This window comes from Kitasatospora sp. NPDC058218, from assembly GCF_042882445.1.
Lineage (GTDB): Bacteria > Actinomycetota > Actinomycetes > Streptomycetales > Streptomycetaceae > Kitasatospora.
In genome coordinates, this window is the sequence record NZ_JBHVWC010000037.1 from 7,989 (window position 1) to 21,240 (window position 13,252).

Annotated in this window: 12 protein-coding genes and 1 tRNA gene; 8 read left to right on the forward strand and 5 right to left on the reverse strand. The window is 73.9% G+C overall.

What is annotated here, in order from left to right:
• The first annotated feature begins 167 nt into the window (after positions 1-167).
• The 4 genes from ACFVYI_RS23000 (at position 168) to ACFVYI_RS23015 (ending at position 5,174) form a co-directional block, all read left to right on the forward strand.
• Entirely contained in the window at positions 168-563 is a 396-nt protein-coding gene (locus ACFVYI_RS23000) for a PPOX class F420-dependent oxidoreductase (RefSeq protein WP_387888552.1), read from the forward strand.
• A gap of 117 nt (positions 564-680) precedes the next feature.
• The gene (cysS, locus tag ACFVYI_RS23005; RefSeq protein WP_387888554.1) at positions 681-2,075 is read left to right on the forward strand and encodes a cysteine--tRNA ligase; all 1,395 of its coding nucleotides are present in this window, start codon (positions 681-683) and stop codon (positions 2,073-2,075) included.
• Between the two features lie 135 nt (positions 2,076-2,210).
• Positions 2,211-3,206, forward strand: a complete 996-nt coding sequence (gene rlmB / locus ACFVYI_RS23010; RefSeq protein WP_387888557.1) for a 23S rRNA (guanosine(2251)-2'-O)-methyltransferase RlmB — start codon at positions 2,211-2,213, stop codon at positions 3,204-3,206.
• A gap of 324 nt (positions 3,207-3,530) precedes the next feature.
• The gene (locus tag ACFVYI_RS23015; protein ID WP_387888558.1) at positions 3,531-5,174 is read left to right on the forward strand and encodes a DoxX family membrane protein; all 1,644 of its coding nucleotides are present in this window, start codon (positions 3,531-3,533) and stop codon (positions 5,172-5,174) included.
• A gap of 160 nt (positions 5,175-5,334) precedes the next feature.
• Here ACFVYI_RS23015 and ACFVYI_RS23020 read toward each other — a convergent pair whose 3' ends face one another.
• The 3 genes from ACFVYI_RS23020 to ACFVYI_RS23030 all read right to left on the reverse strand — a co-directional run bounded on the left by ACFVYI_RS23020 (position 5,335) and on the right by ACFVYI_RS23030 (position 7,949).
• Positions 5,335-6,138, reverse strand: a complete 804-nt coding sequence (locus tag ACFVYI_RS23020; protein WP_387888561.1) for an NDP-sugar synthase — start codon at positions 6,136-6,138, stop codon at positions 5,335-5,337.
• Positions 6,139-6,233: 95 nt separating this feature from the next.
• Positions 6,234-6,674 (reverse strand): hypothetical protein, encoded by a 441-nt coding sequence (locus ACFVYI_RS23025; RefSeq protein WP_387888563.1) that lies wholly within the window; start codon positions 6,672-6,674, stop codon positions 6,234-6,236.
• Between the two features lie 183 nt (positions 6,675-6,857).
• Complete coding sequence (locus ACFVYI_RS23030; RefSeq protein WP_387888566.1) at positions 6,858-7,949, reverse strand: ABC transporter ATP-binding protein; 1,092 nt, start codon at positions 7,947-7,949, stop codon at positions 6,858-6,860.
• Between the two features lie 280 nt (positions 7,950-8,229).
• On the opposite strand from ACFVYI_RS23030, the gene ACFVYI_RS23035 reads away from it, so the two are divergent.
• Positions 8,230-8,303 (forward strand) — tRNA-Thr (locus tag ACFVYI_RS23035).
• On the opposite strand, the gene ACFVYI_RS23040 is transcribed toward ACFVYI_RS23035, so the two are convergent.
• Entirely contained in the window at positions 8,303-9,169 is an 867-nt protein-coding gene (locus tag ACFVYI_RS23040; RefSeq protein ID WP_387888568.1) for a hypothetical protein, read from the reverse strand. The genes ACFVYI_RS23035 and ACFVYI_RS23040 overlap by 1 nt on opposite strands.
• Positions 9,170-9,444: 275 nt before the next feature.
• Between ACFVYI_RS23040 and ACFVYI_RS23045 the strand changes: the two genes are divergently transcribed.
• The 3 genes from ACFVYI_RS23045 to ACFVYI_RS23055 all read left to right on the forward strand — a co-directional run bounded on the left by ACFVYI_RS23045 (position 9,445) and on the right by ACFVYI_RS23055 (position 11,768).
• Positions 9,445-10,635, forward strand: coding sequence for an MFS transporter (locus ACFVYI_RS23045; protein ID WP_387888569.1), 1,191 nt, complete (start codon positions 9,445-9,447; stop codon positions 10,633-10,635).
• Positions 10,636-10,832: 197 nt separating this feature from the next.
• Entirely contained in the window at positions 10,833-11,066 is a 234-nt protein-coding gene (locus ACFVYI_RS23050) for a hypothetical protein (RefSeq protein WP_387888571.1), read from the forward strand.
• 144 nt (positions 11,067-11,210) lie between these two features.
• A complete protein-coding gene (locus tag ACFVYI_RS23055) occupies positions 11,211-11,768 on the forward strand; it encodes a methylated-DNA--[protein]-cysteine S-methyltransferase (RefSeq protein WP_387888573.1) in 558 nt (185 codons plus the stop codon).
• A gap of 123 nt (positions 11,769-11,891) precedes the next feature.
• Here ACFVYI_RS23055 and ACFVYI_RS23060 read toward each other — a convergent pair whose 3' ends face one another.
• Positions 11,892-12,956: an ATP-grasp domain-containing protein gene (locus ACFVYI_RS23060; protein WP_387888575.1), complete on the reverse strand. Its 1,065-nt coding sequence runs from the start codon at positions 12,954-12,956 to the stop codon at positions 11,892-11,894.
• Positions 12,957-13,252: the final 296 nt, after the last annotated feature.

A 13,252-nucleotide genomic window follows, 5' to 3' on the forward strand; every position in this document is an offset into this window, starting at 1 on the left:
CGGCCCGGTGGGCCGTCCGGGTGGTCCGTTCCGGGAATACCCGGACGGTGACGAGTGTTCAGGAGCCGTGGCCGGGGCGCGAGTCGCTACCGTTCGGTGCGGGTCCCGCCGGGGCCGCCCCGCCCACCGCAGGCAGTCCGACGCCGCTTGACGAGAAGAGGTCCCCGATGGCCGCACAGCTCTCCGACCAGGCCAAGGCCCTGATCGACGGCAAGAGTTTCGCCGTGGTCTCCACGATCCAGCCCGACGGCAGCCCCCAGTCCTCGGTGGTCTGGGTGAAGCGGGACGGCGACGACCTCCTCTTCTCCACGGTGGAGGGCCGCCGCAAGCACCTCAACCTGGTGAAGGACCCGCGGATCTCCCTGGTGGTCAACCCGCCGGAGAGCCCGTACTCCTACCTGGAGGTGCGCGGCGAGGTCACCCTCAGCCGGGAGGGCGGCAAGGAGCTGATCGACGAGCTGGCGCTCAAGTACCGCGGCGAGCAGTCCTACGGCTACGACGGCCCGGACGACGTCCGCGTGGTCGTCCGGCTCACCCCGCGCAAGGTGGTCGGCAACCTCTGAGGAGACCCCCGCGGAGGGGGAGGCTCCGGTAGGCAACGAAGAAGAAACGGCGTAGCCGCGGTATTGACATTCGAGAATGTCGCGGGGCACCCCCTCATGCCCACTACGCTTGACGCTGTGAGCATTCGCCTGTACGACACCAGCACCCGCCAGGTACGCGACTTCGTCCCGCTTGTACCGGGTTGTGTCTCGATCTACCTGTGCGGCGCTACCGTCCAGTCGGCGCCACACATCGGGCACATCCGGTCCGGTCTCAACTTCGACATCATGCAGCGGTGGTTCGCCTACCGCGGCTACCAGGTGACGTTCGCGCGCAACGTCACCGACATCGACGACAAGGTCATCGCCAAGGAGCGCCAGCTCGGCACGCCGTGGTGGCAGATCGCCTACGCCAACGAGCGGGCCTTCAACGACGGCTACTCGGCGCTCGGCTGCCTGCCGCCGACCGTCGAGCCGCGGGCGACCGGGCACATCCCCGAGATGATCGAGATGATGCAGGCGCTCATCGCGAAGGGGCACGCCTACGCGTCGGACGGCAACGTCTACTTCGACGTGAAGTCCTACCCCGGCTACCTCGAACTCTCCAACCAGAAGCTGGAGAACCTGCGCCAGCCCGAGGGCGAGGGCGAGACCGGCAAGCGCGACCAGCGGGACTTCGCCATGTGGAAGTCGGTCAAGCCGGGCGAGCCGAGCTGGAACACCCCGTGGGGCCCCGGTCGTCCCGGCTGGCACCTGGAGTGCTCCGCGATGGCGCACAAGTACCTGGGCCGGGCCTTCGACATCCACGGCGGCGGGATCGACCTGATCTTCCCGCACCACGAGAACGAGATCGCCCAGTCCAAGGCGTACGGCGACGATTTCGCCAACTTCTGGGTGCACAACGCCTGGGTCACCATGAGCGGCGAGAAGATGAGCAAGTCGCTCGGCAACTCGGTGCTGGTCTCCGAGATGGTCGAGCGCTGGCGTCCGATCGTGCTCCGGTACTACCTGGCGGCCCCGCACTACCGCTCGACCATCGAGTACAGCGAGGAGTCGCTGCGCGAGGCCGAGGCCGGCTTCGGCCGGATCGAGGGCTTCGTCCAGCGCGTGGTCGAGCGCTGCGGCACGGTCGACGCGGCGCCCGAGGTGCCGCCGGCCTTCGCTGAGGCGATGGACGACGACCTGGGCGTTCCGCAGGCGCTGGCCATCGTGCACACCGCCGTCCGTCAGGGCAACAGCGCCCTCACCGCGGACGACAAGGAGAACGCGGTGGCGCGTCTGGCCGAGGTCCGTGCGATGCTCGGAGTACTGGGTCTCGACCCGCTGGACCCGCACTGGGCCGGGGCCGAGCGCGGCGAGGACCTCCACGGGGTCGTCGACTCGCTGGTCCGCCTCGTCCTGGAGCAGCGGCAGGCGGCCCGGGCCCGCAAGGACTTCGCCACCGCGGACGCCATCCGCGACCAGCTCGGCGTGGCCGGGCTGGCGATCGAGGACACCCCGTCCGGCCCGCGCTGGACGATCAACAGCCAGTAACTCCATCTGACGATGGGGTGAGGGTGGGCCGTACCGGACCGGTGCGGCCCTCCCGCATGACGTAGCGCATGCCGTCGACCGCCACCGGGCACACCGGTGCGGCCGGGGCATGCCGGACAGACAGGAAGTACAGCCATGGCCGGCAACAGTGCACGCAGGAACCGTCGCAACCCCGGATCGAAGAAGGGCGCGTCTGTCGGTACCGGCGGCCACAGCCGGAAGGCGCTCCAGGGCAAGGGCCCGACGCCGCCCGGTGCGGAGCGCAAGGGGCACCCGAAGCAGCGCGCCGCCAACGCGGCGGTCAAGCGCGAGCGGGACGCCAAGGCCCGGGCCGGCATGCGCCGGGCCGGTGCGGGCGGCCGGGGCGGGCGCGGCGGCGCCGGTGCCGCCGAGCTGGTCTTCGGCCGCAACTCGGTGGTCGAGGCCCTGCAGGGCGGTGTGCCGGCCACCGCGCTGTACGTCATGCAGTTCATCGACACCGACGACCGGGTCCGCGACGCCTTCCAGGCCGCCAACGACCGCGGCCTCCCGCTGATGGAGGCCCCGCGGGCGCAGCTGGACCAGATGACCGGTGGCATGAACCACCAGGGCCTGGTGCTGCAGGTGCCGCCGTACGAGTACGCGCACCCCGAGGACCTGGTGGCCGAGGCCGCGGAGGCCGGCGAGGACGCGCTGATCATGGCGCTGGACGGCGTCACCGACTCGCGCAACCTGGGCGCCGTGGTCCGCTCCGCCGCCGCCTTCGGCGCGCACGGCGTGGTCATCCCCGAGCGCCGGGCGGCCGGGATGACCGCCGGTGCCTGGAAGACCTCCTCCGGTGCCGCGGCGCGGCTGCCCGTCGCCCGCGCCACCAACCTGACCCGGGCGCTGGAGGCCTACCAGAAGGCCGGCCTGCTGGTGGTCGGTCTGGCCGCCGACGGCGAGGCCGAGATCGGGGACCTGGAGGCGCTGGCCGGCCCGGTCGTGATCGTCGCGGGCAGCGAGGGCAAGGGCCTGTCCCGGCTGGTCTCGGAGACCTGTGACATCCGGGTGCGGATCCCGATGCCCGGTGCCACCGAGTCGCTGAACGCCGGCGTCGCCGCGGGCATCGTGCTGTACGAGGCCGCGCGCCTGCGCAGCAAGGTCGGCTGAGCCCTCCCGACGCAGTAGGCCGAGCCGTCCCGCGACGGCTCGGCCGAGCCCCTTCCGACGCAGCACAGGCGGGCCGGACGGCGCAGGAGATCTTCCGGATTCTCCGCAGTCCGTCCGCAGTTCGGGTGAAAGCGATCGGGCCCGATCGGGCCCGATCGCTTTTCTCATGATCACTTCAAGTGGGCGCCGGATATCCACTCGGGAGAGTGTCCTAACCGGGTGTCACCCGGTTAGACGGGTGTGGACACCAGAACACCTCGGCGCCCCCTCCTGGGCAACGGCAGCACCGGGATAGACGCGGGCCCCGGCCTCAATACCGTCAAGGTGCCGTCCGACCCCGCGCGCCTCAGCATCACCCAGGCGAGCTTCCGGCTCCGGCTCGGCACCCCGGTGGCGCCGCTGATCGACGCCCCGGCCGGACTCCTCTCCACCGGGGCCGCGTTCGGCGACCCGTACGCCGGGCAGGGCCTGATCCGCCGTCCGCTGGTCACCCCGCAGGTCGTCGTGCCCGCCTCGGCCGTACCGGCGCTCGCCGGGGCCGGCGGTGCCGGTGCGCCCCGCCGCAAGGGCCGGGTCACCGCCGTCACCTGGACCGGCCAGGCGCCCCCCGGGGACCAGGCGGCCACCCAGCTGCTGGAGGCCGTCCGGCTGACCGGCGTGCCCGCGCCGGCCGGGATCGGCGGGCGAGCCACGGTCGGCGGCTCCACGGCCGACGACGACACCCGGGTGATCCCGTCGTACGCGGGCGCCCGGACCGTCCCGCGCCAGCCGCGCGAGGGCGCCGGCACCGCCACCGAGGCCGGCGTCGGCCCGGTCGGCGCGCCCCAGGGCTGGACGCCCAGCGGTGAGCTGCCCGAGGTCTCCGCCACCACGGGCGAGGGCAGGCCGCCGTGGTACCCCGGCCGCCGGGTGGACCTCGGCCTGGTGCTGCTGCCGCTGCGCGCGGTGCTGGGCTCGCTCTCGGTCTACGCCGGGTTCAGCAAGCTCTGCGACCCGGTGTACTTCGACGGCGGCGAGCGCGGCTCGATGATGCGCTGGCTCTCCTCGCTGCACCCCTGGAAGGTCGCCGAACCGCTGCTGGCCTTCGCGATGGCGCACCCGGTCGGTTCGGGGCTGGTGGTGTCGTTCACCGAGATCGTGGTGGGCGTGCTGACCGTCCTGGGCCTCTGGCAGCGGCTCGCGGCCGGAGCGGCGATGCTGCTCTCCGCCGCCCTGCTGTTCACCGTCAGCTGGCGGGCCGTGCCGGTCTACGACACGCCCGACCTGATCTTCCTGGCGGCCTGGAGCCCGCTGCTGATCGCCGGAGCGCCGTTCGCCTCGTTGGACGGACGGCTCAACCTGGAGGCCTGGCGACGCCACGGCTCGGGTGCGCCGGCGGCGCTGCGCCGACGGGTGCTGCGGCGCGGCGCGGTGGTCACCGCGGTGGTGGTCGGCCTGACGCTTCTGCTCGGGTCGATGCTGGGCGCGGCGGTCCGCACCGGCGGCCGTCCGCACCCCGCGCCCTCCCGTCCGGCGACGGACTACGGCACGCCGGTCTGGCCGAGCGGCGGGCCCTCCGTCGCCCCCGGTGGGCAGGGCCAGGCCACCTCGCCCTCGCCCGCGGCCGCGCGGCCGGCCTCGCCCACGGCCGGCGCGTCCGCACCGCCGACCTCCGCCCCGGCGCCGGCCTCGGCCTCGCCGAAGGCCGGGACGGCCACCCCGAGCGGCAAGGCGCGGTCGACCAAGCCGGAGAGCGGTGCGAGCTCGGCCCCGGCGGCGGCGACGCCGACCGCGGCCCCGGCCGCCTCGGCGCCCGCGCAGCGCGGCACCCCGGCGGCGGGCAGCGGTTCGGGGGCGGCGCCCAAGCCGAGTCCGAGCAGCAGCTCCGGCTCGGGGCTGCTGGGCGGCGTGCTGGGCAGCGGGCCGTTGGCCGAGCTGTCCGGCGGCGGTGCCCGGAACTCCCGGCCGGGGTCGCCGACGGCGACCTGACGGGCCCTCGGGCCCTCCGGGGAACGCAGGTGGCCGGGTGCTCCGTGGGGGAGCACCCGGCCACTTCGCCGTGCCCGGGCCCGCCCGGGGGCCGTCGGGGGTCTGCGGGCGGGCCTTGCGGGGCCTTTCCCGGCCTTTCCGGACCGGCCGGGCGGGCCGGCTACCCGGGCGTGCGACCGGCGCCGGCGGCGAGCTCCTTGGCCGCCTCGGTGAGGTCCTTCGCGGTGTCGATGGCGCGCCAGTAGACGCCCTGCGGCAGCTGGTACCCCGCCAGGCGCTTGCCGCGCGCGAGCTGGGGGAAGGTGGTCCGCTCGTGGTCCCCGACGTCCGGCAGCAGCTCGGCGAACTCCGGGCTGAAGACGTACAGGCCGGCGTTGATCAGGAAGGGCGAGGGCGGGGCCTCGATGAAGTCCAGCACATTGCCGAACTGGTCGGTCTCCACCGCGCCCCAGGGGATGCGCGGCCGGGCCAGCGCGAGGGTCGCGACGGCGTCCCGCTCGTGGTGGAAGGCGGCCATGTCGCGCAGGCTGAAGCGGGTCCAGATGTCGCCGTTGGTGGCGTACCAGGGCTCGTCCGGGCGGGGCAGCGCCTTGGCGGCGTACTTCAGCCCGCCGCCGCGGCCCAGCGGTTCGGCCTCGACGACGGTGCGGACCTTCAGCGGCAGGTCGGTCCGGTCGAGCCACTCTTCCAGCACACCGGCCAGGTGCCCGCAGGAGATGACCACGTCGGTGACGCCCTCGGAGGCGAGCCAGGACAGCTGGTGCCCGAGGATCGGCGTACCCGTGCCGGGGATCTCGACCAGGGGCTTCGGCCGGTCGTCCGTGTAGGGCCGCAGCCGGGAGCCCTGGCCGCCGGCCAGGATGACTGCCTGGGTGACGGCCGTCGTCCGGGGCGGGGACGCCTGCGGTGCCTGCTGTTCCTGCGGGGACGTGAGGTCGGCGGTGGGGCCGGGGTCAGCGGTCATGCCTGCACAATAGGCGGCCACCGGGGCGCGACACCCCAGGCTCCGGCGTCGAACTCCCGCCCGCCTGAACGCCCGCCCGCGCGGCTCCGGCGGACCTAGCCGGTGACACCCGAGGCGAACGAGCCGTCACAGACCGGGCGGGCGAAGGACCGGGCCCGCTGGACGTCCCCCTGGTACTTGCGCACGGCCGCCTTGCCCAGCTCGCCCGCGAGCGAGGTGCAGTAGGGCGTCAGCGCCGGCTGCTCGCGCATCGAGCGCTCCAGCAGGTCCAGTGCGCTGCCCGGGTTGTGCGCGCGCAGCTCCTCCAGCAGCGCGACGCGCAGGGCGTCCTGCGGGGCGAGGCCCTCCGGGGCCTTGGCCGCGGGCGCCCGCCCGATGCCGGCGCCGTCCTCGCTGGACGCCGCCACGACCTGCTGGTCCAGCCCGGTCGGCGGAGCCCACGGCACCCTGGTCACGGCGAGGGTGCCGGTGGTCACCAGGACCACGGGCAGGGTCAGGGCGATGGTCTGGCCGATTCGGCGAACAAGCTGCTTCACGCTCAGGAGAGTAGCGCTGGGTGGGGACCGGATCGCCCTCCGTTACACCATCGAGTGACGCGGTGTCCGGGTTCGTCCCTTCACCGTGTTGACGCGGGTGCTGCGGACGGCCGAACGACGACGCGGCCCCGCCGGACCGGGGGTCCGACGGGGCCGCGGCTGCTCGTTGCCCGGGGGCGACGGTCAGTTGCTCAGACGGGCACCGCTGCTGGTGGAGAACACGTGGGTCTCGTTGGCGATCGGCACGACGTGGATGGTCTCGCCGCGCTGCGGGATCTGGCGGCCGTGCACGCGCACGACCAGGTCCTTGTCCTCGCCGCCGATCTTGGTGGTGCCGTAGACGAAGCCGTCCGAGCCGAGCTCCTCGACCACGTTGACGGTCACGGCGACGCCCTCGATGCCGCCGCCCGGGACGATCTCGAAGTGCTCCGGGCGGATGCCGACGGTCACGGACTTGTCGGTGCCGGCGCCGGAGAGGTCCTCGCGGGAGATGTTGACGACCGAGCCGCCGAACTTCACGCCGCCGTCCACCAGCGGCACGTCGACCAGGTTCATCGCCGGCGAGCCGATGAAGCCGGCCACGAAGAGGTTGGCGGGCCGGTCGTACATGTTGCGCGGGGTGTCGACCTGCTGCAGCACGCCGCCCTTGAGCACCGCGACGCGGTCGCCCATGGTGAGCGCCTCGGTCTGGTCGTGGGTGACGTACACGGTGGTGATGCCCAGGCGGCGCTGCAGGCCCGCGATCTGGGTGCGGGTCGAGACGCGGAGCTTGGCGTCGAGGTTCGACAGCGGCTCGTCCATCAGGAAGACCTGCGGCTCGCGGACGATCGCGCGGCCCATCGCGACACGCTGGCGCTGACCGCCGGAGAGCGCCTTCGGCTTGCGGTCCAGGTACTCGGTGAGGTCGAGGATCTTCGCGGCCTCTTCGACCTTGGTGCGGATCTCCGTCTTGTTGACGCCCGCGATCTTGAGCGCGAAGCCCATGTTCTCGGCGACGGTCATGTGCGGGTAGAGCGCGTAGTTCTGGAACACCATGGCGATGTCCCGGTCCTTCGGCGGCAGGTGCGTGACGTCGCGGTCGCCGATGCGGATGGCGCCGGCGTTGACGTCCTCCAGGCCGGCCAGCATCCGGAGGCTGGTCGACTTGCCACAACCCGAGGGGCCGACCAGGACGAGGAACTCGCCGTCCGCGATCTCCAGCTCCAGCGCGTCCACGGAGGGCTTGTCGGCCCCGGGGTAGACACGGGTCGCCTTGTCGTACGTCACAGAAGCCATGGCTGTGCTCTCCTTCACCGGCAGGAACGTGCCGGACGATCCGAGTAAAGGTGGATGTCGTGGGCGGCCCGCCAGTGGTCTGAACCACTGCACGAACCGACTCCCGGCGACGCTACCTGCGCCTACGCCGGTTGTCAGCCCCCCGGCCCACTGGAATTCGGCATCGGTTCCATCACGCTCGTCCCGGTCCTGCCAACCCCCGGATATGCCGACACCGCCCCACCACTGCCCGGTAGACTGCCCCCGGTGCCGCCGTGACCTCGTCGCGGACGGTCACCATGCCTCCTTAGCTCAGCTGGCCAGAGCACCGCTCTTGTAAAGCGGGGGTCGTCGGTTCGAACCCGACAGGGGGCTCAGGATTCGTCGGTGTGACCAGTGGCCCCGGGCTTCGTGCCCGGGGCCACTGGCGTTCTCCGGGGGTGGCCGGACCGGAGGCGGCGCAGGGTCCAGGGGGCGGCGGGGGCGGCGAGGGGCCGGGTGAGGGCGGTGAACAGCTCGGCGGCCCGGCGGTAGGAGAGGCGGGCGTGGCCGGTGTGGGGGCAGCGGTCGGCGGCCGGGGTGGCGGCGGGGGCGCGGCGGTCGGTGAGGAAGAGCGGGCCGCGGGTGCGGCCGGCCACGAGCAGCGGGAGCAGGCGTGCGGTGCCGGCCCGCCAGTGGACGGCGGCGGCCGAGAGGTGGCTGCGGCGGTGGAGGAGGTCGAGGTCGTCGACGTCGAGGGCGAGGGCGGTCTCGACGGGGGCGCCGCTCTCGTGGAGCAGGTGCCAGAGGGTCTGTTCGCGCAGCGGGGCCCGGAGGGCGAAGAGGGCGCGCAGCTGGTCGGGGTCGAGCGGGCCGGTGCCGGCGGCGTCCGATAGGGGCTGCGGGCGCAGATCGGCGGCGGGGTCGGTGCGGAGCCAGCCCTGGGCGCGCCACCAGGTGAGGGCCGCGCGCAGGGTGGAGAGTTCGCGGTTGAACGTGCGGGGGTCGGTCGTGGTCGCGCGGTGGGCGGCGGCGGCCCGGAGGCGGGCGGCGGCGTCCGGGTGGTCGAGCAGCGCGAGCGGGAGGACGGGCGGCCGCGCGCGGCGCCGGTCGGGGCCGCCGGGGGCGGGGCGGTCCGCCAGGGCCCAGGCCCAGGTGTCCAGGGCGATCCGGTAGATCCGGCGCGAGGCGGCGCCGAGTTCGGCGGCGGCCAGATAGCGCTCGACGGCGACCGCGTACTCGACGGGCTGGACGCTCGGCATGGGCGGCTTCCTTCCGCAGTAAATGATGCGATGGCGAGGGCTCAAGCGTAGCGGTAATCCGCAGTAAAGAGCATGGTGGAGCCCATGATTGGGGAGATTTACTGCGACAGTTGCAGGCGACGGAAGAATTGATGGCGTCAGACTCAACTTCTTCCTCGGAAACCCTTGTCCGCGGCCGCCGGGCGGCGGCAGACTTGCCGCCCATGGCAGTGGACGCGCATCGCGCACCCAAGCCCGGAACGGCGGCCCCACGCAGGTGGGCGGACCGTCTGGCCGTGCTGGGTGAACGCGACTTCCGGTGGTTCTTCGTCGGCTACACGACCTCGCTCCTCGGGTCCTCGATGGCGCCGGTGGCGGTGGCCTTCGCCGTCCTCGGGGCCGGGGGCGGCGGCAGCGGCCTCGGCTGGGTGATGGCGGCCCGGATCCTGCCGATCGTGCTGGTCATGCTGGTCGGCGGGGTGGTCGCCGACCGGCTGGGCAGCCGGCGGGTGATGCTGGCGGCCGATGTCCTGCGCTGCGGCGTGCAGGCGGTGTTCGCCGCGGTGCTGATGTCGGGCCGGGCGCCGCTCTGGGCGATGGTGGCGCTGGTCGCCGTCTGGGGCCTGGGGGAGGGGGTGTTCCTGCCGGCGTTCGGGGCGCTGGTGCCGAGCCTGGTGCGGGACGCTAGCCGCCTCTCGGACGCCAACACCCTGCTGGGGCTGGCCCGTTCGGTGGCCACGGTGGTCGGGCCGGCCGTGGCGGGACTGGTCACGGCGGGGTGCGGCCCGGCGGCGGTCCTGCTGATCGACGCCGTCACCTACGGGATCGGCGCGGTGGCGCTCGCCCGGTTCCGTCCTGCGACGCAGGGGTCGGCGGGGGAGGGCGGTTCGCTGCTCGCCGATCTGCGCGAGGGCTGGTCGGAGTTCCGTTCGCGGCCCTGGCTCTGGATCACCACGGCGCACATGGGGCTGTTCAACCTGCTGGTCTGGGCGCCGTTCCTGGTGCTCGGCCCGCTGACCGCGCAACACGGGCTCGGCGGGGCGCGCGGATGGGGGCTGGTGATGGGCGGCTACGGGGCGGGCGCGGTGCTGGGCGGACTGCTGATGCTGGGGCGGCGTCCCGGCCGGCCGCTGGCGGTGGCGACGGTGGCGACGTTCGGCTGGGCGCTGCCCTCGGCGGCGCTGGCGGCGGGGTGGCCGCTGGTGCCGGTGGTGGGGGCGGCGCTGCTCGCGGGCGTCGGTGCGGCGGTCTGCGGTGCGCTGTACAGCACGACCATGCAGAGCTGGGTGCCGGTCGAAGTCCTGGCCAGGGTCAGCGCGTTCGGTGGTCTGGGGGCGTTCGTGCTGGGGCCGGCCGGGCTGGCCGCGGCGGGGCCGCTGGCGGACCGGGTCGGCGCCGGGGCGGTGCTGGCCTTCGGCGCGCTGTGGCAACTGGGCGCGGGGGTGGTGGTGTTGGCGGTGCCGGCGGTGCGCCGGCGACGGTGGTAGCGGCGGGGGGCGGACGGCCGTGCCGGGGGCCGAGGACGCCGTCGCGGGCGGCCACCGTCCGTGGCCGGACGAACGGTTTCGGTCGCCTCCGGTGGGCTCGCCCGAGGTGGCCCGGTCCCGGCGGCCGCGCGGCGGGCACGGCGCCCGGAGCGGTCGTACGGTGGAGGGAGTGCGGGGGCGAACGGAGGAGGTTGGCCATGCCCGGTTCTCTCACCATCAGCCACCACGAGGCGTCGGTCGCCCTGGATCACGGGGACGCCAAGCGCCTCGCCACGGTGCTGGAGGAAATCGCCTACCTGCTGGAGATCCCGGGGCCGAACCGGATCAACGAAGCGCAGCTCGACGCCCTGTGCGAGGGCCGGGCGCCCGACCGGGCCGAGTTGTCGCGCTGGTCCCGCGGTCTCGCCGCCGAGCTGAAGGGGCGGCTCTAGACCGGACGGGAGCCGACGACGGCGGCCGCGCCCCGGCGGGCGGCGTCGCCGTACGATGACCCGCGGGGCGGGTGGTCCTCGCGCGCCCCGCGGGTGCCGGCGCGGCCGGTGGCCGGCCCGGCGGAGGAGGGTGGGGGCCCGAGCGTGCCGCAGTCCGTGTCACAGCCCGGCGCGATGTCCTGGCTGACGGTGGAGACGCCGCTGCCGAGCGGTCCGATGCACATCGCGGTGACGCCGCAGGGTGTGGCGGCCGCCGGGTACCTGGGGCGCCCGGGCGAGCTGCCGCAGTGCACCGACCGGTCGAAGATCGACGCGGTCAGCGGCCGGATCGGCGAGTACCTGGCGGGCCGGCGGCGGGAGTTGGGGCTGCCGATCGACTGGAGCCTGAGCACCGGACCGCACCGCGCCGTGCTGCGGACGCTCTGGCAGGAGGTGCCGTTCGGGCGGACCATCACCTACGGCGAACTGGCCTCCCGCAGCGGGGTGTTCGAGGGCGTCTCGGAGCCCGGACTGGCGGCCAGGACGGTCGGGCAGATGATGGCCGCCAACCCCGTCGCGCTGCTCGTCCCGTGCCACCGGGTGGTGGCGGCGGACGGCCTCGGCGGATTCGGCGGCGGCCGGGTCGGGATCGACGTCAAGCGCTGGCTGCTCACCCTGGAGGGGGCGCTGGAGCCGACGCTGGACTGGGACGGTCCGCTGTAGCGGGGCCGGTCGGGCGGTGTCCCGGAGCGCGGCGGGCGTCCCGGAGCGGAGAGGGTGTCCCGGAGCGGGGCGGGCGGGGACGGGTGCCGCCGACGGGGTGGCGCCGGCGGCGGCTCATAGGTGTCAGTGCACGAGTTCCACCGCGGCGAGGCCGCGGGCGAACGGGGTCTGGCGCGGCAGGACCGGCTGGATCCCGGAGACCAGGGTGTAGTCGATCCCGGCCGGATCCCCGGTCACGGCGGTGTCCGGGCGCTCGCCGAGTGCCAGCTGCACGGCGTTCCACGGGAGGTTGAGGCCGCACAGGCGCAACTGGTGCAGTCCGCCGGAGGGCCGGGTGTTGACGTCGATGACCACCGGCTCCCCGGCCAGGTGGCGGAACTGCACATTGGACAGGAAGGACATCCCGACGGACTCGACCAGCCGGCGGGTGGGCTCCAGGTACTGCGGTGCGGTGGTGAAGCTGCGGCGGCGCCGGTGCTTGCTGCGGCCGACGGCGGCGAGCAGGGTGCCGTCGCGGTCGCCGAGGCAGTCGACCGATATCTCGGGGCCCTCCAGGTAGGGCATCACCAGCAGGTCGGCCGGCTCCTCGGCGGCCTCCAGCGCGGCGGCCACCTGGTCGACCTGGACCCGGCTGTCCCAGCCGGCCAGCCGGTGCAGGCCGAAGGGCTCGCGGGTGAGCATCCGGAAGCCCTCGCCGCCCGCGCCGGAGGCGGGCTTGAGGCAGGCGGTGAGCCCGGCGGCCTCGATCCGGTCGACGGCGGCGAGCAGGTCGTCGGCGTTGCGGACCAGCCACCACGGCGGGGTGGGCAGCCCGGCGGCGGCGATGGCCGCGTAGCCGTCGGCCTTGCTGTCGAAGGCCGCGATCGCGGTGGCGGGCGGGCAGACGAGGGCGGTGCCGATCGCCTCGAACTCGTGGTGGTGCAGGGAGATCGCGAGCTGGTTGAGCCGGGGCAGGAAGACGTCTATCGAGTGGCGGGCGCAGTAGTCGAGCGCGTAGGCGACGTAGGCGTCCGGGGTGAGGTCGCCCGGTTCCAGGGTGGCGTGGTCGGCGGCGGCGAGCACGGGGGAGTCGGCGTCGACGTGGGTGGCGTGGATCCGGACCGGGCGCGGAGCGGCGCGCAGCTGTTCGATGAAGAAGACGTTCTCGGCGTAGGTGCGGTTGAGCCAGACACGTACGGGGGCACTCACGAAGGCCTCCCAGGGCAGGGTGAACGAGGGGAGGGCATCCGGTGGCGGCCACACACTCGTCAACTGGCCCCAGGGCCCTTTGAGGTGGCACCTTAGCGGCCCCTCGTGGCGGAGTGGACGGCGGGTGGGCCCCGCCGTGGCCGGGGGTCGGAGCGGGGCCCGCCCGGGGGCGGCCCCGGGGTGCCGGTGGCGCCCGGCGGGAGAAAGTCCGACCGCGTTCGAATAGGCATCGAACTGAAATAGATCAGGTGATCTAGTCGTCCTATTTGTTCGGTTATTCCGACCACTCGAATGAG